The sequence below is a fragment of the Candidatus Nitrospira salsa genome (genome assembly GCF_965152625.1).
In genome coordinates this window covers 455,719-476,393 of the sequence record NZ_CBCUCO010000004.1, presented here as the reverse complement: position 1 = coordinate 476,393, position 20,675 = coordinate 455,719, and the positions used below count along the sequence as shown (strand labels likewise).

The 20,675-nt window shown below is 49.5% G+C and carries 22 protein-coding genes and 1 pseudogene; 14 read left to right on the top strand and 9 right to left on the bottom strand.

Annotated features, from left to right (window positions below):
• The first annotated feature begins 282 nt into the window (after positions 1-282).
• The 7 genes from ACWQXP_RS16270 to ACWQXP_RS16240 all read left to right on the top strand — a co-directional run bounded on the left by ACWQXP_RS16270 (position 283) and on the right by ACWQXP_RS16240 (position 6,478).
• The gene (locus tag ACWQXP_RS16270) at positions 283-1,671 is read left to right on the top strand and encodes an MBL fold metallo-hydrolase (RefSeq protein ID WP_454063919.1); all 1,389 of its coding nucleotides are present in this window, start codon (positions 283-285) and stop codon (positions 1,669-1,671) included.
• Between the two features lie 36 nt (positions 1,672-1,707).
• A complete protein-coding gene (locus ACWQXP_RS16265) occupies positions 1,708-2,214 on the top strand; it encodes a YgaP family membrane protein (RefSeq protein ID WP_454063918.1) in 507 nt (168 codons plus the stop codon).
• Positions 2,215-2,233: 19 nt separating this feature from the next.
• On the top strand, positions 2,234-2,767 hold the full coding sequence (locus ACWQXP_RS16260; RefSeq protein ID WP_454063917.1) for a YeeE/YedE thiosulfate transporter family protein: 534 nt from the start codon (positions 2,234-2,236) through the stop codon (positions 2,765-2,767).
• Positions 2,760-3,356, top strand: coding sequence for a YeeE/YedE thiosulfate transporter family protein (locus tag ACWQXP_RS16255; RefSeq protein ID WP_454063916.1), 597 nt, complete (start codon positions 2,760-2,762; stop codon positions 3,354-3,356). The genes ACWQXP_RS16260 and ACWQXP_RS16255 overlap by 8 nt, the downstream gene beginning before the upstream one ends.
• A gap of 113 nt (positions 3,357-3,469) precedes the next feature.
• A complete protein-coding gene (locus ACWQXP_RS16250) occupies positions 3,470-4,078 on the top strand; it encodes a DUF1264 domain-containing protein (RefSeq protein WP_454064722.1) in 609 nt (202 codons plus the stop codon).
• A 182-nt stretch (positions 4,079-4,260) separates the two neighbouring features.
• Positions 4,261-4,830, top strand: a complete 570-nt coding sequence (locus ACWQXP_RS16245; RefSeq protein ID WP_454063915.1) for a DsrE family protein — start codon at positions 4,261-4,263, stop codon at positions 4,828-4,830.
• A gap of 61 nt (positions 4,831-4,891) precedes the next feature.
• Positions 4,892-6,478 (top strand): bifunctional metallophosphatase/5'-nucleotidase, encoded by a 1,587-nt coding sequence (locus tag ACWQXP_RS16240; RefSeq protein ID WP_454063914.1) that lies wholly within the window; start codon positions 4,892-4,894, stop codon positions 6,476-6,478.
• A 715-nt stretch (positions 6,479-7,193) separates the two neighbouring features.
• Here ACWQXP_RS16240 and ACWQXP_RS16235 read toward each other — a convergent pair.
• From ACWQXP_RS16235 to ACWQXP_RS16225, 3 genes and pseudogenes are all read right to left on the bottom strand, one after another.
• The gene (locus ACWQXP_RS16235) at positions 7,194-7,757 is read right to left on the bottom strand and encodes a c-type cytochrome (RefSeq protein WP_454063913.1); all 564 of its coding nucleotides are present in this window, start codon (positions 7,755-7,757) and stop codon (positions 7,194-7,196) included.
• Positions 7,750-8,755: pseudogene (gene soxC / locus ACWQXP_RS16230) on the bottom strand (sulfite dehydrogenase); the annotation flags it as partial. The pseudogene soxC and the gene ACWQXP_RS16235, both read right to left, overlap by 8 nt.
• Positions 8,756-8,794: 39 nt before the next feature.
• Positions 8,795-9,025: a hypothetical protein gene (locus tag ACWQXP_RS16225; protein WP_454063912.1), complete on the bottom strand. Its 231-nt coding sequence runs from the start codon at positions 9,023-9,025 to the stop codon at positions 8,795-8,797.
• Positions 9,026-9,434: 409 nt separating this feature from the next.
• On the opposite strand from ACWQXP_RS16225, the gene ACWQXP_RS16220 reads away from it, so the two are divergent.
• The 5 genes from ACWQXP_RS16220 to ACWQXP_RS16200 all read left to right on the top strand — a co-directional run bounded on the left by ACWQXP_RS16220 (position 9,435) and on the right by ACWQXP_RS16200 (position 12,838).
• Positions 9,435-9,881, top strand: coding sequence for a response regulator (locus ACWQXP_RS16220; protein WP_454063911.1), 447 nt, complete (start codon positions 9,435-9,437; stop codon positions 9,879-9,881).
• A gap of 120 nt (positions 9,882-10,001) precedes the next feature.
• Positions 10,002-11,540 (top strand): PAS domain S-box protein, encoded by a 1,539-nt coding sequence (locus tag ACWQXP_RS16215; protein WP_454063910.1) that lies wholly within the window; start codon positions 10,002-10,004, stop codon positions 11,538-11,540.
• A 65-nt stretch (positions 11,541-11,605) separates the two neighbouring features.
• Positions 11,606-12,109: a hypothetical protein gene (locus tag ACWQXP_RS16210; RefSeq protein ID WP_454063909.1), complete on the top strand. Its 504-nt coding sequence runs from the start codon at positions 11,606-11,608 to the stop codon at positions 12,107-12,109.
• 13 nt (positions 12,110-12,122) lie between these two features.
• Positions 12,123-12,434, top strand: a complete 312-nt coding sequence (locus tag ACWQXP_RS16205) for an AbrB/MazE/SpoVT family DNA-binding domain-containing protein (protein ID WP_454063908.1) — start codon at positions 12,123-12,125, stop codon at positions 12,432-12,434.
• Complete coding sequence (locus ACWQXP_RS16200) at positions 12,434-12,838, top strand: type II toxin-antitoxin system VapC family toxin (protein WP_454064721.1); 405 nt, start codon at positions 12,434-12,436, stop codon at positions 12,836-12,838. The genes ACWQXP_RS16205 and ACWQXP_RS16200 overlap by 1 nt, the downstream gene beginning before the upstream one ends.
• Before the next feature lie 185 nt (positions 12,839-13,023).
• Here the strand turns inward: ACWQXP_RS16200 and ACWQXP_RS16195 are convergent, their stop codons facing one another.
• The 5 genes from ACWQXP_RS16195 to ACWQXP_RS16175 all read right to left on the bottom strand — a co-directional run bounded on the left by ACWQXP_RS16195 (position 13,024) and on the right by ACWQXP_RS16175 (position 16,804).
• On the bottom strand, positions 13,024-13,212 hold the full coding sequence (locus ACWQXP_RS16195; RefSeq protein ID WP_454063907.1) for a transposase: 189 nt from the start codon (positions 13,210-13,212) through the stop codon (positions 13,024-13,026).
• A gap of 224 nt (positions 13,213-13,436) precedes the next feature.
• A complete protein-coding gene (locus ACWQXP_RS16190) occupies positions 13,437-13,763 on the bottom strand; it encodes a type II toxin-antitoxin system RelE/ParE family toxin (RefSeq protein ID WP_454063906.1) in 327 nt (108 codons plus the stop codon).
• Positions 13,764-13,784: 21 nt separating this feature from the next.
• Positions 13,785-14,003 (bottom strand): type II toxin-antitoxin system prevent-host-death family antitoxin, encoded by a 219-nt coding sequence (locus ACWQXP_RS16185; RefSeq protein WP_454064720.1) that lies wholly within the window; start codon positions 14,001-14,003, stop codon positions 13,785-13,787.
• Positions 14,003-15,328, bottom strand: a complete 1,326-nt coding sequence (locus tag ACWQXP_RS16180; RefSeq protein ID WP_454063905.1) for an NTP/NDP exchange transporter — start codon at positions 15,326-15,328, stop codon at positions 14,003-14,005. The genes ACWQXP_RS16185 and ACWQXP_RS16180 overlap by 1 nt, the downstream gene beginning before the upstream one ends.
• A 180-nt stretch (positions 15,329-15,508) precedes the next feature.
• Positions 15,509-16,804 (bottom strand): DEAD/DEAH box helicase, encoded by a 1,296-nt coding sequence (locus ACWQXP_RS16175; RefSeq protein WP_454063904.1) that lies wholly within the window; start codon positions 16,802-16,804, stop codon positions 15,509-15,511.
• A 454-nt stretch (positions 16,805-17,258) separates the two neighbouring features.
• Here ACWQXP_RS16175 and ACWQXP_RS16170 point away from each other — a divergent pair, with 454 nt between their 5' ends.
• Both ACWQXP_RS16170 and typA read left to right on the top strand, forming a co-directional pair.
• Positions 17,259-17,618, top strand: coding sequence for a hypothetical protein (locus ACWQXP_RS16170; RefSeq protein WP_454063903.1), 360 nt, complete (start codon positions 17,259-17,261; stop codon positions 17,616-17,618).
• A gap of 502 nt (positions 17,619-18,120) precedes the next feature.
• The gene (gene typA / locus ACWQXP_RS16165) at positions 18,121-19,956 is read left to right on the top strand and encodes a translational GTPase TypA (protein ID WP_454063902.1); all 1,836 of its coding nucleotides are present in this window, start codon (positions 18,121-18,123) and stop codon (positions 19,954-19,956) included.
• 178 nt (positions 19,957-20,134) lie between these two features.
• On the opposite strand, the gene ACWQXP_RS16160 is transcribed toward typA, so the two are convergent.
• Positions 20,135-20,446, bottom strand: a complete 312-nt coding sequence (locus ACWQXP_RS16160; RefSeq protein WP_454063901.1) for an RNA recognition motif domain-containing protein — start codon at positions 20,444-20,446, stop codon at positions 20,135-20,137.
• Positions 20,447-20,675 lie beyond the last annotated feature (229 nt).

The window sequence follows — 20,675 nt, the reverse complement described above, 5'->3', positions numbered from 1 at the left end:
AATATCTAGACTCTTCCAAGTGCGCGAGAGCAGATGGCATAAGGTGCACCGACTCAATTGGATTCAGTAATTGCTAACACCTCAATTGAACCAATTTGATGGCGTACCCCTTAAAGAAGGCCTGAGATGAGCTGCCGAAGCCAGGGTTTTTCCAGTAGGACATGAGTTAGACATACGTCACACTTATCCTAGAAAAAAGGTGAATGAGAAATCTTTATTCATTCCGTTAAAGTCTGATGTTCTATAAGAATAACAACCGTTTTAAAAGCGGAGAAACTCGCAATGATTCTTAAACAATTTCATTTGGAAAGTTTGGGGCATGCCTCCTATCTGATCGGATCGGAGGAAACGGGCGAAGCATTGGTTCTCGATATTCGCCGCGATGTTCAGCCATATTTAGACGAAGTTCGAACGCGCGGGATGAGCATCGCCTATGCAATCGAAACGCATCAACATAACGATTACGTTACAGGTATTTGCGAACTAGCGGAGCGCGTTCCCGTTCAGCGCCTGGCCGGGAAGGAGGCGAATGTCGGATATGAGGCGCGTCCGGTATCGGACGGCGAAAGCCTAACGATGGGAGAGATTACTTTCCAGATTCTTCACACCCCTGGCCACACGCCTGAACATATCAGTGTGCTCGTGACAGATCGATCGCGCGGGAAAGAGCCGGTTTTACTATTATCGGGCGGAGCGTTATTAGTCGGAGATGTGGCTAGGCCAGATCTCTTAGGTAATCCCGAAGAGGTCGAGCAACATGCTAAAACCATGTGTCAGATGCTTCAAGAAAAAATCCTCTCTTTGCCGGATCACGTGGAAGTGTATCCTACGCATGTAGCTGGTTCGTTATGCGGAGGCCATATCGGCAGCCGACTCTCAACGACGATCGGCTATGAACGTCGGATGAATCATTTATTAACGAACCTTGATAAAAAAGAGGAATTCGTCGGAAATTGTCTAGACCTCAAACATCTTCCATCAGTGCCGCCGTATTGGCCACGGATGCGGAAAATGAACGCTGAAGGCCCCCCGCTTCTCGGAATATTGCCTGAGCCGCCGGCTTTGTCGCCTCAGCAATTCGAACGAAAACAGCAAGAGGGGGGCATTGTGCTAGATTGCCGCCAAGCTGAAGCCTTTAGTTCTCATATTCCTGGAGCGTTGAACGTGGGGTTGGGGTCTTCTTTTCCAACATGGGCAGGCACCGTTTTGCCGGCCGAGGCAACAGTTTATCTGGTACTGGATGGTCCTGATGATCTGAAAGAGGTGATATGGCATCTCCTTCGTATTGGATACCCACCGCCGGCCGGGTGGTTGGCTGGCGGCATGTTTGCCTGGCGGACGGCGTCAAGACCTCTCCAGATGTTGCCGCAATGGTCGGTGCAAAATCTTTCTGAGCAACTTCAGAAGAATTCAGAGCTTCAAGTACTGGATGTCCGGCAACCGGCGGAATGGTCTGCTGGACATATCCCTCGCGCCCAATATATTTCCGGTAGCGAGCTGCCCCACCGTATAGAAGAAGTCGACCCGAAAAAGGCAGTGGCCGTCATTTGCGGAAGCGGCTATCGGTCCTCTGTTTCAGCAAGTTTGCTACAGCATCATGGGTACAAGAATGTGATCAATGTACTGGGTGGAATGGCTGCATGGAAACAAGCGGAATTTCCTCTCCAGTAAATGACGGAACAAGATGGACATTAAAAAGAGCATACGATGAATACATTGCCGGCAACAACAACTCGGATCGCGCAGCATACCGATGAGCAAATAAATGAAGCCATGCGTCGTCAGACGGAAAATAACGTTGCCCTCTATTCGGCAGGAGGCCTGGCGGCGATCAATCGACGGTTGGCAGAGTTGGAGTATGAGTGGGATATAGAGCGGACATTAGAAGCCAATGCGGCATCGTTCTCGCTACTTGGTCTGTTCCTTGGCATGACGGTCAATCGACGATGGTATTGGTTAAGTGCTGGGGTGGCAGGATTTCTTCTCCAGCATGCACTTCAGGGCTGGTGCCCACCGGTACCGGTTTTTCGCCGCTTGAGTATCCGAACCAGTCAAGAAATTGAGTGCGCGCGTCATGCGTTGAAAGCCTTGCGCGGAGATTATCGTCAGATTGCTGAGATAGCGGAACACAATGATCACCATGCAGAAGCGTCTGCCGCATGGCAAGCCGCCAGCAAAAACGAAGGCTCCTCCAACGGTGGATTTCAAGAATAGGCGAAAGGAATAATGCGCGATGAATTTCCTTGCCCGAACATCGTGGTCTCCATACGTGGTGGGGGCGGGAATCGGGGTATTAAGTTGGATTGCCTTTGCTAGTGCCGATCACCCTATTGGCATTACGACGGCGTTCGAAAATACTGCAGCCCTTCTGGGAAAAGCTGCCCTCCCTGCCGTGACGGACCATCAATATTTTCAGGAAGCTGAACAGTCTCCCAAAATTGACTGGGAATGGATGCTGGTGCTCGGTGTATTTGTCGGCTCATATCTGAGTTCAAGATTGTCCGGAGATCGGACGGACGAAAGGGTTCCGCCGCTCTGGGAATGGCGATTCGGAGGCAGCCGGAGGACGCGCTTCATGTGGGCCTTCTTAGGCGCTGCACTCATGATGTTTGGAGCGCGAGTGGCGAAGGGTTGTACCAGTGGTCATGCCATTAGCGGCACGCTGCAGCTTGCCGTATCCAGTTGGATCTTTGCCGCCGTCATTTTTGCGGTCGCGGTCGCCACGGCCTTTGCTTTGTATGGAAGGAAGGGAAGCGATCATGTTTGAGACGCCGGAAAAGTTGGCACTCGGATTGATCACAGGCATCGTATTCGGCTTTCTTCTGCAGAAAGGGCGAGTTGCCAAATTTCAGGTCATTCTCGGTCAGCTCTTATTGAAGGATTGGACCGTCTTTAAGATTATGTTGACAGCCATCCTAGTGGGAGCCATTGGAGTGTACGCTCTAGTAGCCATGAATCTGGCAGACCTTCATGTTAAACCCCTGTTGCTCGGCGGTGTTGTCTTTGGGGGGCTCTTGTTCGGGATCGGTCTTGCGGTCTTTGGCTATTGCCCGGGGACCAGCGTGGCGGCCTGTGGAGAAGGCCGTCGGGATGCCATGATCGGCGTAGGGGGCATGTTGTTTGGCGTCGCCCTCTACGTGGCAGTGTACCCCTTGCTTGTGCCCATCATCCAAGATCTTGGGGATTGGGGAAAAATTACGCTTCCTCAGGCGACATCCACTTCACCGTGGATATGGATCGTCGGGATCTTCATCCTCCTTATCAGCCTTGCCTTGGTTCGACAGCGACATGAGCGTAAAAAAATGAAAGAGTGTGAAGCCGCCCCTGATTCATCTCACATCAAAATTCTTCATTAGCACAAATGAAAGAGGAGGACATTATGAATAGGTATTGGTTCAGAAAATTTTTCTTAGTGAGTGTCATTCTCATGGGCTACTCTTGATGGGCAAATGCCGCCGATCAAACAACGATCAAACCTGTCGAACAAATCGGTGCTTGGTTAATCGGATTCCACGCCGATAAGAAAAGTCCTTCCAGACAATGGGTCGCTCATCATTTTTGTCACCAACTTCGTCCGGATCTTATGCAATGCATCCTCTATGACGATAACGCGCCGGACGCGAAAATGACGGGGATAGAATATATCATCCCCATGGAAGCGTTCGAGCAGCTTCCGGATGAAGAACAGCAATATTGGCATCCTCATAATTTTGAGATTCTTTCCGGACAATTGACCTTGCCTGCTGCTAAAAACGAATTGAAAATCATGGAAAACAAACTTAATAGTTATGGAAAAACCTTCCATCTGTGGAAAGCCGGGGTGTATGAGAAGGAGGATGAGAAATTTCCGGTAGGTGAACCCCGTCTGGCGTGGTCGTTTAATCATCTGGATGAGACAAAAGACGGATTAATCGAAAGTGTCTATCACGGCATGGGAATTTCTGTCGAGCAAAAACAAAAAGCGGGGAAAGATTTAATTTTGCAGACCAAACCCCAATGCGGAGTGAACGCCATAGCGGATCACTTCAAAGGACCAACCGAGTCGTTAAAAGGAGTCGAACCGAAGGAAGGATGCTAATCTACGCAGTGGATGACGTGTCATTTGTCCAACTCTTCGCAAGCGGGTACGCGAGCAAGTACTGAACAGAGCACGATCACTCCAAGAGACAAAGCCGATCGCATCGTCAAGATGTGTCTTTTCTGAATAGATCAAGACATTATCACCTGTATCAGCAACTAGCTACACGAAGGAGTCACTCCATGAAATACGCCCTCACCCTTACATTCACAGTTTTGCTTGCTACCGCCGTTTCCGCTAATCCGACCGGTGCTCCGGAATACACACATCCTATCATCAAGAGCCATGGCGGAATTGTCGTTTTGTCCGATGCCGCTCTTCCTCCCAAAAAGACTTCGAAAGTGATTATCGACATTACATCCGACGCTCAATCAGGCAGTGTCATCAAGGGATTCGACCGGGCGGCGTTAATTCTCAATCAATACACTCAGGCGGGTGCAGGGATCGATCACGGCTTTAAGATGGCCGTCATCCTGCATGGCGCAGCAACGAAAGCGGCGCTGTCGCATGAAGCGTACGCCAAGCATGCCAGTTCCTACATGAAGGACTTGGGAAAGACGAAGAATCCGAATCTGGAACTCATTCGTGAGTTGAAAAAAACAGGCGTTGACATCTACGTCTGCGGACAAGCTGCGGCGCATCATGGTTTTGCCACAACCGAAATCGCCCCGGACGTGAAAGTTGCGGTGTCCGCTGCAACGGCGAATATTAATCTGCAAATGGACGGCTACGCATACATTCCGTTTAACTAGCAGTTCAATCCATAACCTTACGCGACGTAACCGGAAGACAACGATGGCAAGGAAGGCACGAATGCTCACCTGTCTGAACCGGCTGGCTCTTTCATTATTGACAGCGTCGTTAGTGCTAGGGGTGAGTCATAGCGGGGCCACCTCGGAAGAATTCACGCTGGTTCACACGAACGATTTTCACGGTCGCTATTATCCCATCGAAGTAGTGCCCGGCAACGCGATGGTGCAGACCGGCGATCCAGGCGGTCGCATGCAAGGTTTCGAACGGGCCGGACGGGTGGGCGGATTTGCCTGTCAGGCCACGTTGCTCAAGCAAATCCGCAACGCTCGCGGTGACGATAACGTGTTTGTGGTCCATGCAGGCGATACCTTTTCCGACGATCTACTCGGTAACCTGACCAAAGGCGGGGCGGTGATCCGACTCATGAACGCCCTGAGTTACGATTTCCTCGCCCTCGGTAACCACGATTTCGACTACGGCCTGGACCGCACATTGGCACTCGCCGCCCTGGCTGATTTTCCCATGCTGGCCGCCAACGTCACGCTGCGCGAGAGTGGCGAACCGGTATTCGGGGACCCCACCCGCGTGATCACCCTAGGTGGTGTCAAGGTTGGATTTCTCGCGCTCGGGTACCACAATACCCACATGACCACCAGCCCGGACAATGTGCAGTCGCTCGCATTTACCAGCGGCATCGATGCCGCGCGCCGTTATCTGTCAGACCTGCATGAACAAGCCGACGTGGTGGTGGTCGTTTCGCACCAGGGGACCACCGTCGACAGAAAACTCGCCCGCGAGGTCGACGGTGTCGACATCATCTTGGGCGGCCATTCACATAATTGGATCACACCACCGGAAAAAGTCGGCCACACCTGGCTAGTGGAGGCACTCTCTAACGGCTTGCTGGTCGATGAACTGCGGGTCCATGTGACCGACGGCCGGATTTCTCGCGTCGATCAAACGATGCACACACTGTGGGAAGACCAATGCCAACCCGATCCAGAAGTGGTCACCATGATCGACTCCCTCCGCAAACCGCACCGCCAGCGTCTCGAAGCGGTGTTGGCCACGGCTGTGGAACCCATCGGCCGGCAGTACCAGTCCGCCAGTCCATTCGACCGATTGGTCGGCGAGATTTTGCGCCAGGAGACTGGTACCGATGTAGCGTTTCTACCCGGTGTCGGTTACGGCGTCACCCTGCCCACAGGACCGATTACCCGTGAGGCGCTGTACACACTGCTACCACACCCTTCCAAACTGGTTACCTTGGAGTTGAGCGGTGCGCAGATTTTACAGATTCTTGAGCAAAGCGCGACCAACCAAAAACCCACTGTTCCGCTACGCATTGTTGGCGGCTTGATTCAGACCTCAGGGATAGGATGGACGGTGGATTACCGGCGTCCGCCAGGTAACCGAATTGACGCGGTTACCGTCAACGGCATACCCCTCGATGACGAAGTTTTGTATCGGGCGGCGACACACAGCGGCATGATGGCTGGCATCCACCGCTACGCGACGTTTGCCAAAGGGCACGCCATCCGGCGTAGCGATCGTCTCATCACCGACATTGTCGAAGCGCACTTGCAACGCCGCGGCAAGGTGACCGCGCCTGCGAGGAAGGACATTATCCTGATCAGAGCGCGTTGAAATATTAACAGCTTAAACAGGTAAGATTGGGATGCCATTATCACGTCGACAATTTTGTGAGCGCACGCTAGCGAACGCCCGTTTTGGCGTCCGGCGTCCGGCAACCGGACAGCCAGTCAGTCAATCACCCTAACACATCCGCTCGGCCCAAGTTAGTTAACGCATTAACAGATTAAGTTAACGTTCAGCATAAGATCGACCAATCGAACATTAGTTCCACCTGCTGCAGACCTGACTGCTACGGATAAAAAACTGATAACATGCTCCTTAAAACTATTAAAAATGGAAGCCCCGGGACAGCGATGCCCTCATGGAAAAACGATCTTACCTCAAAAGACATTCTTGATGTCTTAGCCTATATTCGATCCCTGAGTGAGTAATTTGAAGATAATGAGTTGATGAGGAGGGAGCAATTAGGAAATTGTTTTTGTGAAGTGATTCTCATGCAGAAAAGTCCATCAAGAGTGAATGGTCTTTTCTATCTACCAGACTCAATTCTTGCCACCACGCGTTTCTGAATCGTGGTTCAACTTTTTACCCTTAACGCATGTTTTCTGCAACCTTGTCGATCCCCTCCTGCCTTCAATTCCCGGCTGATTCAGCTCCAAGATACTGGACAGGTTCCTGTAGCTGCCTTGCGACGTTCTTACGAAGAAGTCGTTGAGGGCAAAGAGTTGCGCGAGGCACGTCTCTGGTCGGATAGCACAAACAACCATTACTGAGACACATCCGGTCTGGGGTCTGGCACGAAACCGTTGCGGTTCGGCATGTCAACGGTGGGCAATGTCTTGGCATCAAGCACCATATCGGTGGGAATGATGCCGTTTTGATTCAGCAGCCAAGCCACGACAGCATAAACTTCGTCATTGGTGAGGGATTGCGGGGCGTTGAACGGCATCGCGCGGTGAATGTAGTCATAGAGCGTGGTCGCATAGGGCCAATAACTCCCGATCGTCTTACTCGGTTGTTGAGTGTCCAACGTGCCCTCTCCACCGACAAGACGATCCATTGGTCCTTCCTGGCCAGACGCTCCGTGGCAAGATGCGCATTTCTCGGCAAATACGGCAGCTCCTTGGTTCACTGTTCCTTGACCACTTGGCAGGCTATCTCCGGTCGGGCTGACATCAATATCCCAATGTTGCACTTCCTGATCGGTCGGCGCATGGCCGAGTCCATAACCAGTCGTCGAATGTGTGGCAGCAACCAAGGTCTTACTGGTTGGCCATCCTAATGCAAACGTGATTACGAGAACGGTAACCAGCCTGTTAAACCTAAACATTGGTGACCTCCCCCTCTCGCGAGATCTCCCAGCTCTGAATCGCGTTATTTATAATGATAGGTAGAATTCGTGCCTCGAACGGCAGTCAACTCTGGCCGAGCGGGTTGTATGTTGCCAGTGTCATCGATGCATCGGCTCTGGAGGATCTCATCTTTTCCATCTCAGTTCCATGAGTATCAAAATCTGGTGTGACATTTAGGGAGAACCGGTTCTTGTAACTGCGCCTGTTCCCAGGAATGACCACCATCTGTACTGACTTCCACCTTTGTCACCGACCCGCGACCGCTCCAAGCAAGACCTCGTACTTCAATAAAACCGGGTTGAACTTTCTGGCCGTCTGAAGGTGTGGTGATGACGGATTTGGCCTCCATCACCATCGTGAATTGTCGTGCCTTCCCATCAGGCATCAAATCGGTATACTGGGATGTCTCTTCCCTCGTCATGAACGGCGCGGTTCCCAGTTTCAGTCGACGCAGCCACTTAATGCAGGTGTTCCCTTCCCATCCAGGAATGAGCAACCGCAGCGGATAGCCCTGCTCCGGCCTGAGCGCTTCACCATTTTGGGCATAACAGAGAAGCGCATCCTCCATGATGTCGGCCAACGGCAAGCTGCGCGTCATGGCCGCCGCATCACTGCCTTCCGCCAGCATCCAGGTCGCCTCTGGTTTCAAGCCGACTTCCTTTAGGACCGTCGCCAGCCGTACGCCGGTCCATTCGCTTGTGCTCGTGAGTCCGTGGGTCTGTTGGACAGTCTGTCCAGTTGGAGCCTTCCATTCAGGTGCAGAATTTCCCGAACATTCGATAAAGGCCAGTCGCGAGACGGAGGGGAATCGTTTCAGTTCCTCCATAGATAAGAGCAATGGTCGATCAACCAGGCCGCGAACAAGGAGGGCATGGTTCGATGGATCAATAGCCGGAACACCATTGTGGTGACGCTCGAAATGCAAAGACGCGGGAGTGACGACACCATCGAGAGCTTGTAGTGGAGTCAGGGATGCCCACCAGGATCTTCCCACACGCTTGCTCGTCTCAAGCCCCTAACGCTGGCCATACTCCGTAGGTGGGGTGCCGGGTACGGTGGTCGGATCGGTTGCCTCCGATGGTATTTCTGCTCGTAACGGGTTCAAGATGGCTTGAGCTGCTGTCAGTCCGACGACAGTCATCGCTTGACCTAATAAGGCACGACGACTCAGGGAGTGGTTGTGAGGAGTATCCGTGAGTGTTTTGTCTCGTGCTTCTGAGGGAAAGTCTTCAGGTGCGAGGTCCATAGCAGAGCCTCCTGAAAGACGGAACATGTAAATATGAATATCCTGCGCCGTATGGCGAGGGAAAATTTCCAGAAATTATAGAATTTTCTTTTCGTGTGAACAAGTCAATGCAGAGCTTCCCTCATGTACACAAAAAGATCAAGAACCGATGGAACAGACGACCATAGCGGAATCATTTTACGACGAATCAGATCTTTGCATGTTAATACGTTAAGTTAACGATGAACATTTTCTCTTAACGAACATGTAGAATGCCATATCAAATGAAAAGATACCCACGATTTAACCCTTTGAAAATAATAAGTTATTTTATCAAGTATTTGCTTTGCTCATTCGGCATTCTCTTTGCTTTACTCCATTGCATAGTCTGTTCACTTTTTACACCTAACGTTCATGATGGAGGTAGACGATGTCGACAGAGCAGGGACATTCAATAACTGCGGGAATGTTTGGAGGGAATAACACAGAGGGATTAGTCTTAGTTGTTGATGATGAAGCCGACGTTCGGAAGATAGCACGGCTCACGTTGGAAAAAGCAGGTTACACTGTTGTTGAAGCGGAAGATGGAGAGCAAGCCATAGAGAGAATTAGAAGTGGAGAGAATCCATTACTTCTCAGTGTCATTATCACCGATATCAATATGCCTAAAGTTAACGGACTTGAGGCCATTCAGTTTTTCCAAAAAGAATTTCCGAGTGTCTCGTTGATCGTGATGACCGGTTATCCAAATTTACAGTCGGCAACTGAACTCATGAAACAAGGACTTGTCGACTACCTAGTCAAGCCAGTGGATAAAGAGAAACTCTTAGCATCTGTCGAAAAAGGCATGGAACAACGAAACATGATCCTCTCTTAAGCAGTGAGCTATGAGTCCTTTGGTGAATCAAGACTGCTTCATCGAAGGACTCACATAATGATTTCGAACATTTATGACATTTGATCAAAAGATGGTATTTTTCGATACAGGAGTATTACATTGATCACGGAACAAACTCTTAACACTCTGATATTGAATGCAGCGGGAGAAGGCATTTTAGGACTTGATCTGGAGGGGAAGCATACCTTTGTCAATCCAGCTGCCACAAAGATGTTGGGATTTACGGACAATGAACTCTTAGGTCAGCCCAGTCATACGCTATGGCATCATACTCATGCCGATGGGTCACCCTATCCAGCCACGAGCTGTCCTATCTATGGTGCTTACAAAGACGGACGTATTCACCACGGTGATACTGAGATATTCTGGAGAAAAAATGGGACATCATTCCCAGCAGAATATACAAGTACTCCCATCAAAGATGAATTAGGAAATCTTGCGGGGGCCGTTGTGACGTTTCGTGATATTTCTGAGCGTCGAGAGGCTGCGCACACGATCAAGGAACTCCGTCGACAAAATGAGTACATTTTGAATTCTGCAGGTGAAGGAATATTGGGCTTAGATTTGGAGGGACGGCATACGTTTGTGAATCCTGCGGCAACATCGATGCTGGGATATGAGGTTGATGAATTGCTCGGACGACCAAGTCATTCGTTATGGCATCATACGAAAGAAGATGGGAGTCGATACCCTGATGAACAATGTCCGATATATGGAGCCTATAAAGACGGATTGGTGCATATGGGCGCAGACGAAATCTTTTGGCGAAAAGATGGGAGTCACTTCTCAGCTCAATATTGCAGCACGCCATTGCGGGATGAACTGGGAAAGTTAAAGGGAGCGGTGGTGACCTTCCAGGACATGACGGAACAGAAGCGCATCGCGGCTCAACTCCTCGAAGCAGTCAAATTAGCTGAAGTCTCTCGAGTCTTAGGCAATATTGGACATGACATTAAAAACATGCTCATGCCCGTACTCACAGGTACAAGTCTCCTCGAGGATGAACTCAAGGACGTGTTTGCTGCCGTGATGAAGGATGATGCCAAGGCCTGGACACATAGTAAGGCGACGTGCACTGAATTGACGGAAATGATCACGAATAACGCTCGTCGCATTCAAGACCGGGTACGCGAGATTGCTGATGCAGTCAAGGGCGTCACGAGCGAATCAAACTTTACCCTGTGTACATTGCATGACCTCGTCAAAGGGGTATTCAAATCACTCCAGATCTCTGCCAAAGAAAAGGGGGTGACTTTGTATGCGAAAGGGTTGGACACACTCCCGATCATTCAAGCTGATGAGCGTCGACTCTTTGCGGCACTTTATAACTTGACGGGTAATGCGATCCCGGAAGTTCCGTCAGGGGGTTCGGTGACGATAATTGGGCAAGCTCACCTGGAAACCGGCCTACTTGAATTAGTTGTCGCGGACACCGGGAAGGGCATGCCCTCAGACATTCGAGATCGGTTATTTACCCAGAATGCCATTAGCACCAAAATCGGAGGAACCGGACTTGGAACAAAAATTGTCAAAGACGCGATCGATGTCCATCATGGCCAGATCAAAGTAGAAAGTGAAGAAGGGAAAGGAACTACTTTTTATATTACCCTTCCACTAACTCAGAAACCTCAATCTTAATATCGAGAGAATAAAGCACTTGGAGTGTTTTTAAAGCCAATTCAGCAATTCATAAGGAGACGGGCATGAAGATAAACTGGGAATTATCAGTGTGGATGACTGGGCTTGTGGTGAGTTCAGCATTCTGCTTGGGAGTATCTGCTGTCGCGCTTGCGGACGATTCATCAGAAACCATTAAAGAACAGTTTGGACCTGTGTTGAAATTGGAGGGAAAGGCACGGAAAGAAATTAATGCGATTGCGAATATTCTTGGTCCTGATTCAAAGATGAAATCTATTGATGCGACCGATGCAAGTGGGGAGATGTGTATGTTAGAAACCGTCTCCAAGCATAATATGATTCATTTTTCCGAGACACCTGAGAAGACACATGAAGATGTCGTCTACTTCATTAACCCTGCCACGTTTATTGCTAATGGATTGGATGTCACGAAACTCCCTCGCCACCCCAAAGAATTAGGCCAAATGAAACCCCTGCAATGGTACTACTATGACGGCACCTATGTAGAACCACATCAGGGCGGGCAATTGAATAAAGAATTCGTGATCATGTCAGTTGATGTGAAGTAGAAATATCAACAGAATGACGATTGAAAGACTGACCTTTTTTGTTTGGATTTTGGCATTATTTGACAGATTAGGTATGAATTCACACAATGAACGTATGAGAGTGATTGTATCGGAAAAAGGACAAGTGATCATTCCTAGGCGACTACGCGAACGTCTCGGACTACATACTGGTCAAATCCTAGATGTTCAAGAAAAAGAAAGAAAATTTGTTGCCACTAAGTTGCCAACGTCTGATACCGTCGACACGATTTTCGGTATTCTCAAACGTAAACAAAAGACTGATCAGATCATAAAAGACCTTCGTGGCAAGGCAGACCCACGGTAATTACAGCCATTGATACAAATATTCTGATCAATACTTTTGGAGCAGATCCTATCTATGGTATACGATCAAAAGAAACGTTCCGCTCACGTGTCCAGCGGGGGGCATTAATTGCTTGCGAGGTCGTGCTGGCAGAAGTAATCGCGCTATTTCCAACAGTGACGATTGCAAAAAAAGCTCTCACGTATTTAGGTGTAGGCTATTCACTTTTAAAGATCGATGCTGCCTTACAAGCCGGACGCCTTTGGAAAGCTTACAGAGCCAAAGGTGGCAAACGAACTCGCATGGTTGCCGATTTTCTTATTGGTGCGCATGCTTTCCACCAAGCTGATGCGCTATTAACGCGAGACCGAGGGTTTTACCGAACAGGAATGTCCTCCTTAAAAATCATAGATCCTTCGAGCTGACGACCTTCCTCAGCAGTCTTATCCTCAACCGACCTACTCTAGGGTTTTCTATTCTACAACTTGAGTTTAAGATTCCAAACTAATGTAATAAGGGGTGACTCAACGAAAAAGGGAACTTCTCTGACGGCTCCCCATAAAAATTGTTCTTTTCGCAGTAGATACCCACGGGCTCACACCCGTGGCACTTAAAATTCAAATTTGAGCTGGATGTGCGGAGGAATCACCAGCACCACATGAATGTGATCAACCTGCACACTCCAATGCTGGACATCGACATCGGGATGATAATGTTGAATCTGAGTTATACGCTCCTGCACAAAGAGCTTGATCGCCCCTCGTAAAATCCGTCGCCGATATTTGGGGTTCCACACCACATGCTAGTGATTCTGATAACTCCATGAGCACTGAGGCGAACTTCCATGCCGTAGTGTCATCAAAAACCCCCTCATGTGGCGGGGAGCGCTTTCACCCACGGGTTCACACCCGTGGTCCTCCGCGCTAGCTTTAATAGAAGAACATTTGTGGAAACCTTGTTTGGCGTAAGTATGGATTGAACCTAAGGAGTGAAGCGCGGGCAAGGATTCTTACGGAGGGTTGTTCAGTTTTGTCCTAGATCCATTAACAATCCTGGAACATCACGAGCGCCATGAATCATCCGATAGACAAGTACCGATTTATCAAGAATTTTATAAAAAATTGAATAATTATCGACGACGACAACTCGGTAATCTAGTTTAGCCAACTGTTCATCGTTGGGAATTCTGCCTAGCCGCGGGTGGGTACCCAGTGCAGTTAACTTTCTTTCAATTCGATCTGTCAGCGATAATGCTGCAGTTACATTGTCTGCTGCGACGTAGGAGAGAAGACTTTGTAAATCCTGCTCGACCGTTGAAAGAAGCCGTACGGGATATTTATACGTGCTCACGTATCTGTTTTCTAATATCCTTCATGACTGCGGTCGCCCTTGATCGCCAGCAGCTCGCTTTTCTTCTGCCATTGCGAGTTTGGCGTAGAGATCTAATCGCTTTTGAAGTTCACCGTACTGAGAAAGCGACATCAGCACCATATCACCCTCACCATTTTTCGTGATGAATACAGGCTCTCCACTCTGGTGAACCAATCTTAAAAGTTCGTTTGACGAGACTTTAGTCCTTTCAAAGTTAATTACAAATCTCGTTCGGCCGTGTGTCTTTCCCGAATCATTTCATGCCGTCCGCCTAAAAATCTTCCGGTGAACAGCCATATCAAGGCAATTGGAAAAGCCGCAAACGACATTTGCGAAATAGACAGACCGAACGCATGTAAGGCAGATCCAACCCAGGTGCCCGTCATATCGCCCGCGCGATGCACCACGGTATCAATGACATTTTTCGCTTGATACTTTTCTATCCGAGGTACAACAGTAAAAAGCGTTTCACGTGTGGGTTTGGTGATTGAAAACTCTCCCGCCCTTCGTACCACACCAAAACCAATCAGCACCGGCAGTATGGTCGCCATTCCGAACATTCCAAACCCAAGCAGATTCACCAATGGCATAGCCATGAGCATGGCCGTTACTCCAAGGAATGGCAGTAACCGGCCGGTTGCAAAGATTTGGAGACAGACCGTGAGTGCATTGACGGCAAGATCAACCGATGCAAACAGTTGGAGTCGATTACTTGAATTCGGAACAACCTGCGGAACGAGTATCGTTTGCTGTGAGTAGAGAAACGTTGAGAGAATGGAATAACACACTAAATAGAGGCTGATGGCTTGGAGATAAGACGATCGAGTGATTTGCACGATGCCAATCCATAGACTCGGAGGTGAATCAGAGTTCGTTGTCGAAGCAGCCAGGTGCTTGCCTCCTAGGTCCTCTCCATACTGCTCGTGAAACCAGGCAAGTAATGCCATGATGCATCCAACCGCCATAAGTAATAATGTCGCAGAGACCAGTAACAAACTGGCAACGCCAACTCCCTTAACGGCTATGGCTGTAAACAACGGACCACTAATCGCTCCAACGCTCCCGCCAGCGGAAATGAAGCCAAAGAGCCGTCGAGCCCCTTCAGTTGAAAACACATCAGCCATAAAACTCCAAAAAATTGATACAATAAATAAATTAAAAACACTCACCCACACAAAAAAAACCGGGGCTAATGTGGTCATCGTGAGCCCGGTTTTGAGGGCAATGTAAAACCCGACCAGATTGAAGATGAAAAACAGATACACGGTTGGAAGTAAACGACGAATGGTCAAACGGCTGGCCGCCAACCCAAACAAGGGGACGACCGCAAGCATCGTGAGAAAGACAGTGAGGAAGAACCAGGGTAATGCATGAACACCCGCAAGGACACCCATTTCATCACGGATTGGCCGGAGAATGTAGTAAGCCGCCAGCACACAGAAAAAATAGGCAAAAGACCAGAGTAGTGCTGGGACCTCATTGGGTTGAACAGAAACAACCCATCGGAGCATTCGATGAAGATAGGTGGTAGTTGAGCTAGGCATAGAAAAGCATTGCGCGTGCAACTATAGCGCAGTAGAGGAAAGGGGTCACTGCCTGCGAAACAAAAAAGTGGGAGGAAAAAATGAAGACCGGTGGGTCGAGGATATTCGTTCAGTCTCTACTTCTTCTGAATTTCAGAAGAAGCAGAGTATTGAACAAGGACTGATTCTTAGTCCTAGGAATCATCGAGAAGAAGCAGCAGCAGCAGGCCGAGGTCCGCCACTCCGTCGATTTGAGCCAAACCGTCGAGGTTGGTCCTGCCCTTGTCGGGGAGGTCCACTACGGTTGAAACCTGGGCGTTGGCGCTGACCAGTGTTTTGAGAAACAGGTTGAAACCGTGGTCGACTCCCTGGTGCCGATGGAACTGGCTGACCCAAGAGTTTTTCGATCTCTCGCATATGCCGAGAATCTTCAACCGTCACAAAACTTGTGGCACAGCCCTCCGCTTTCATCCGTGCGGTACGACCAAGGCGATGCACATAATCTTCAGGGACATTGGGAAGATCATAATTAATCACATGTCCGATGTTCGCCACGTCGAGACCGCGCGCGGCAATATCAGTCGCGACCAAAATCTGAAAGCGACCACGACGAAAACCTTCTAGCGCCGTACGACGCTGAGCGAGACGCCGTCCTCCATGAAGCACGGCGACTCGATGTCCGCCACGTTCAAGCGTTTCTCCTAAACGATCAGCGCGATGCTTGGTTCGCGTGAAGACCAAAACCGACTTTCCGTTTCCTTTCAACAGCGAAAGAAGGAGAGGGGTTTTGTCGGATGACGTGGTATGGTGAAGGGTCTGCGTGACTCCGGTGGCCAAGGTCGCCGACTTCGACACCATGGCACGGACAGGATCCTTAAGGGACATGCGGGCAAGATCTCCAAGATTTGTGGGCATGGTTGCTGAAAAAAGGAGGGTCTGCCGTTCGTCTGGCACCGCTTCCATAATCTGATTGAGCTGTGGAGCAAATCCCATATCAAGCATACGATCCGCTTCGTCTAACACTACAATCTGCAGTTTAGTAAAACGAATGGTGCCTTGCCACATATGATCCAGCAAACGGCCTGGGGTCGCAACGATAATATCAGGGCGTTGCCGCAGTCCTCGTATCTGCGCATTCATATCGGCTCCGCCCACGACGGTGGTCGCAAAAATTCGACGTGATCGCCCCAGACGATCGACCGTTTGTTGAATTTGAATGGCTAATTCTCGCGTAGGGGCTAAGACGAGCCCACGGGGATCGCCTTTGGCACCTTGGGCAAGCCGCTCGATCATCGGAATAATAAAGGCAGCCGTTTTTCCCGTGCCTGTCTGGGCGCAACCCAAAACATCCCGACCTTCAAGGGCAGGAGGTATGGCTTTGGCTTGAATAGGAGTCGGTTCTTGAAATCCGGCTTTTGCCAAGTCTTGTAAGAGAAAGTCAGAGAGTCCAAGCGCGCTAAACGATAACGTCTCAGACGTGGAGTCAGAACTAGACATAGAGGTATTCCTCGCTTTTAGAAAAGGGGATCGTATTTACACGTAGTCAGAAAACCGAGGGAGGCAGAATTGGGAGGAAGTCCGCTCCGAGCAGGATCTGGTCGCGATACGATCGCGGGGCCCGGAGTATTACTAGCGTCAGCGTCGCCGGACCGATTCAACAGTGACTAATCAGAGATTACTCGAGATTTCCCGTAATGTCAAATTGGTAGTCACCAAATGGGGCCTAGAGCCTCAAAGAGAGTTCCGCCATGTGCAAAATGACATGAGCATCACGCGTCGATGAATAAAAGTTCCGAAGGATTGTGACATTGAACGAAAAACGAGTACACTACACATCTCTCAATTGATGAGAGATCGACCTAAGTCCATCATCTTCAACATACACGCATGAACGGTCTATGGGTTCTGTGATCAGGAAGTTCATCATAACAACGAAGAAGGAGCAACCACGATGAGCAGTGAGACACCTCGATACGCAATTGGGGATTTCGGGACTATTCACAAATTTACCGGCAATGATGCCCCGTCCGGAACCAAGCCGCTGGTTGAAGCCGATGGCACAACGATGACCGAATCCGGAATTGGATTTTGTAAGGCAAGGGGGATTGCCTCTCCCAACGCTGAAGTTCTCCGCGTCTTGTGTGACCAGTATCAATCAAAAACCTTGACGGACGCGGCTGTCGCACATGACCGAACGCTTGAGCTAATACCTGAACGCATGGATAAGACAAAGATTATGTCAGAACGTCTCCGGCTTGACTGGGAGAATCAAGACAAAGCCTACAAGGCCAATGCCTCGGCAAAGAAATAAGCGGGAAAAGTCAGCTCGTACACTCTTGACTCTCTAAGATGAGTGACCACAGCGGTCTTTTCAACCAACTTGCCAGTGGACACATAGCACTAATATAAGCGACACTATGTTGCATTGGATCCTACTATGGGGTAGCCTAGTGTAGAGAAGCCTTCATTGTCCTGTGCGGAACAAACCCTCCTCCGGCGTGTCCCGTCGGTTGCGTGACGAAACATCCTTAACAGACTTTGATCATGTTTTCGTAATCCATAATGGCAGTGGCTGTCTTGGCTCTGCCGTATATTTGTGTCCACTCATGCAAGCTGACCTTGAATACGGCGCGATATGCGCTAAGCTTGGGCAGCTGTAACGAAGACAGTGTCAGGAATGAGAATTGTCTATATTCAGAGCTGCGGTTAGATTCTCGGGACTTTAACAGCGTAGCTGAAGAATTCCATTTACATAATTTATTGTTTCGCTAGAACCCGCCCCTCGAAAGTGAGGGTGGGTGGAGATGATGACCATGCCTCAACAAAAACGACGGAAGGACATGCGCAATGTAGCCATTATCGCGCATGTTGATCATGGCAAGACCACTCTCGTGGATGCGCTACTTCAGCAAACCGGAGCCTACGTCTTCAAAGAGGGTGAGGCGGTCATCATGGACTCGAATCCCTTAGAAAAAGAACGGGGCATTACCATTTTTTCAAAAAATGCTTCGCTTCGATATAAAGATCATCTCATCAATCTGGTAGATACTCCCGGGCATGCGGACTTTGGCAGTGAAGTTGAGCGGATTCTTCGTATGGTAGATGGGGTGTTACTGTTAGTTGATGCCTTTGAAGGGCCCATGCCTCAAACAAAATTTGTCTTGAAGAAGTCGCTGGAACTTCACCTGAAACCCATCGTGGTCATCAATAAAATTGACCGTCCCAACGCTCGTCCTACGGAAGTCGTCAATCAAACCTTTGATCTGTTCTGCGAACTCAATGCCACAGACGAACAACTAGACTTTCCCATCGTGTATGCTTCCGGCAAAGATGGACTCGCGACGCTCGAACTCGATGAGAAACCGACAGATATGAAACCGCTACTGGACACCATCATTCATCGAGTGTTGCCACCAGTGGCCGATGCTGATCTGCCCTTCCAAATGTTGGTTACGATTCTAGACTACGACACCTATATCGGACGTATTGCTGTAGGACGCATCGTGCATGGGGCAATCCGAGTCGGTGCGCAAGTCGCCCTCGTCAAGCGCGATGGGAAAATTGTCAAAAGTAAAGTGACCAAAATTCTCGCGTATCAAGGACTCGTGCGTGTCGAACGTGAGCAAGCACAGGCAGGCGATATTGTCTCTCTTGCAGGCATTGAAGATGTTCGTGTTGGCGAAACACTGGCTTCGCCCGAACATCCTGTCGCCTTACCGACCGTTAATGTCGATGAACCAACCATATCGATGAACTTCTCCCACAATACGTCTCCGCTTTCAGGAAAAGACGGTGGACGATTTTTAACCTCCCGGCATATTCGAGAGCGGTTAGCTCATGAAGCCATGATGAATGTCGGGATTAAAGTCGAAGAAGCTGATGGCGGAGAACGGTTTACGGTATCCGGTCGAGGAGAATTGCACTTATCAATTTTAATCGAAACGATGCGCAGAGAGGGTTATGAGTTAGAAGTTTCTCCTCCAAAAGTCATTTTCAAGGATGTCGATGGCGATCGTCTGGAACCCGTTGAAGAAGTGGTCATCGAAGTCGACCCGGGATATCAGGGCAGTGTCATTGAAGCCTTGGGAAATCGACGCGCTGATCTCAAAGACATGCAGCAAAGTTCCGTTGGCACCATTCGTATGGTATTTCACATTGCCTCTCGCGCGTTGATGGGCTTCCGCAGTGAACTCCTGATGATGACGAGAGGGACTGGGGTTATGTCCCAAATATTTCATGAGTATCAACCCTTTAAAGGCGAAGTCCCACGTCGTTCTGCTGGTGTCCAAATTTCGCATGGTCCTGGTAAGGCCGTGGCCTATGCGCTGTGGGGATTGCAGGATCGAGGGGAAATTTTCATGCGTCCCGGCGATGCGCTCTACGAAGGCATGATTCTCGGGGTCAACAACAAGGGACAAGATTTGGTCGTGAATGGAATACGAGAGAAAAAATTGACCAACATCAGAGCGGCAGGGTCTGATGACGCCATCAATCTCATTCCCCCGCGTGAGTTAACCTTAGAGTATGCGCTGGAATTTATTGAAGAGGATGAACTGGTTGAAGTGACCCCGAAAAATATCCGTCTCAGAAAACGATACCTGACCGATAACGAGCGTCGCTCGGCACGGAATGCCTCAAAAAAGGGATAAAGCCAAAACGTTGTTGTACATTGTATTGTAGTGTTTTAACTTTTCCTCAGTACATAGGACCTAACGCCTGCTGGCTAGAGCCACAACGTATAAAGGGGCCTGCGTGAACACTCACACAGACCCCTCAGATTTTTCAGCTTGCCCTGTTATGCACAGCTAAGCGAACAGGCGGTTCGACTTACCAGCGTCCCCCTTTATTGCCGCCGCCAAATCCCCCGCCACGGCCTCCTGGAGATCGAGGCTCTTGTGGCCGCGCTTCGTTCACTGTCAATGTTCGACCATCTAACTGTGTTCCATTCAAAGCAGCAATCGCTGCATTGCCTTCTTCGCTTCCCGCCATTTCCACGAAGCCAAATCCTCGGGATTGGCCTGTAAATTTATCGGTAATAATCTTCACCGACTCCACAGTCCCATGGGCAGCAAAGAGATCATTCAACTCGGCATCAGTCGTGGCATACGGTAAACCACCCACGTAAATCTTCAAACTCATAGAGCATCTCCTTTTAAAAAACGTATTGTGGTGTTGGATACGAGAAGTAGGAAAGGACGAGGCAAAGACGCGAAACCACTCCAGCGACTTAGCTCAGACTTTCGAGTAGACTCCCGGAAAAACAACTAGAAAACTTGGACCTCAACTCTTGTTAAACACGGTAACGCAGGCCCTCAACGCTACGGTAAAATCACGGTAGCATACTGCCTAGGGGAAGGCAAATAGACAA

Bases quoted from the DNA above. Each gene is read 5' to 3' on its own strand.
- ACWQXP_RS16270 (WP_454063919.1), top strand. From the start codon at position 283: ATGATTCTTAAACAATTTCATTTGGAAAGTTTGGGGCATGCCTCCTAT.
- ACWQXP_RS16265 (WP_454063918.1), top strand. From the start codon at position 1,708: ATGAATACATTGCCGGCAACAACAACTCGGATCGCGCAGCATACCGAT.
- ACWQXP_RS16260 (WP_454063917.1), top strand. From the start codon at position 2,234: ATGAATTTCCTTGCCCGAACATCGTGGTCTCCATACGTGGTGGGGGCG.
- ACWQXP_RS16255 (WP_454063916.1), top strand. From the start codon at position 2,760: ATGTTTGAGACGCCGGAAAAGTTGGCACTCGGATTGATCACAGGCATC.
- ACWQXP_RS16245 (WP_454063915.1), top strand. From the start codon at position 4,261: ATGAAATACGCCCTCACCCTTACATTCACAGTTTTGCTTGCTACCGCC.
- ACWQXP_RS16240 (WP_454063914.1), top strand. From the start codon at position 4,892: ATGCTCACCTGTCTGAACCGGCTGGCTCTTTCATTATTGACAGCGTCG.
- ACWQXP_RS16235 (WP_454063913.1), bottom strand. From the start codon at position 7,757: ATGTTTAGGTTTAACAGGCTGGTTACCGTTCTCGTAATCACGTTTGCA.
- ACWQXP_RS16225 (WP_454063912.1), bottom strand. From the start codon at position 9,025: ATGGACCTCGCACCTGAAGACTTTCCCTCAGAAGCACGAGACAAAACA.
- ACWQXP_RS16220 (WP_454063911.1), top strand. From the start codon at position 9,435: ATGTCGACAGAGCAGGGACATTCAATAACTGCGGGAATGTTTGGAGGG.
- ACWQXP_RS16210 (WP_454063909.1), top strand. From the start codon at position 11,606: ATGAAGATAAACTGGGAATTATCAGTGTGGATGACTGGGCTTGTGGTG.
- ACWQXP_RS16205 (WP_454063908.1), top strand. From the start codon at position 12,123: ATGACGATTGAAAGACTGACCTTTTTTGTTTGGATTTTGGCATTATTT.
- ACWQXP_RS16180 (WP_454063905.1), bottom strand. From the start codon at position 15,328: ATGCCTAGCTCAACTACCACCTATCTTCATCGAATGCTCCGATGGGTT.
- ACWQXP_RS16175 (WP_454063904.1), bottom strand. From the start codon at position 16,804: ATGTCTAGTTCTGACTCCACGTCTGAGACGTTATCGTTTAGCGCGCTT.
- ACWQXP_RS16170 (WP_454063903.1), top strand. From the start codon at position 17,259: ATGAGCAGTGAGACACCTCGATACGCAATTGGGGATTTCGGGACTATT.
- typA (WP_454063902.1), top strand. From the start codon at position 18,121: ATGCCTCAACAAAAACGACGGAAGGACATGCGCAATGTAGCCATTATC.
- ACWQXP_RS16160 (WP_454063901.1), bottom strand. From the start codon at position 20,446: ATGAGTTTGAAGATTTACGTGGGTGGTTTACCGTATGCCACGACTGAT.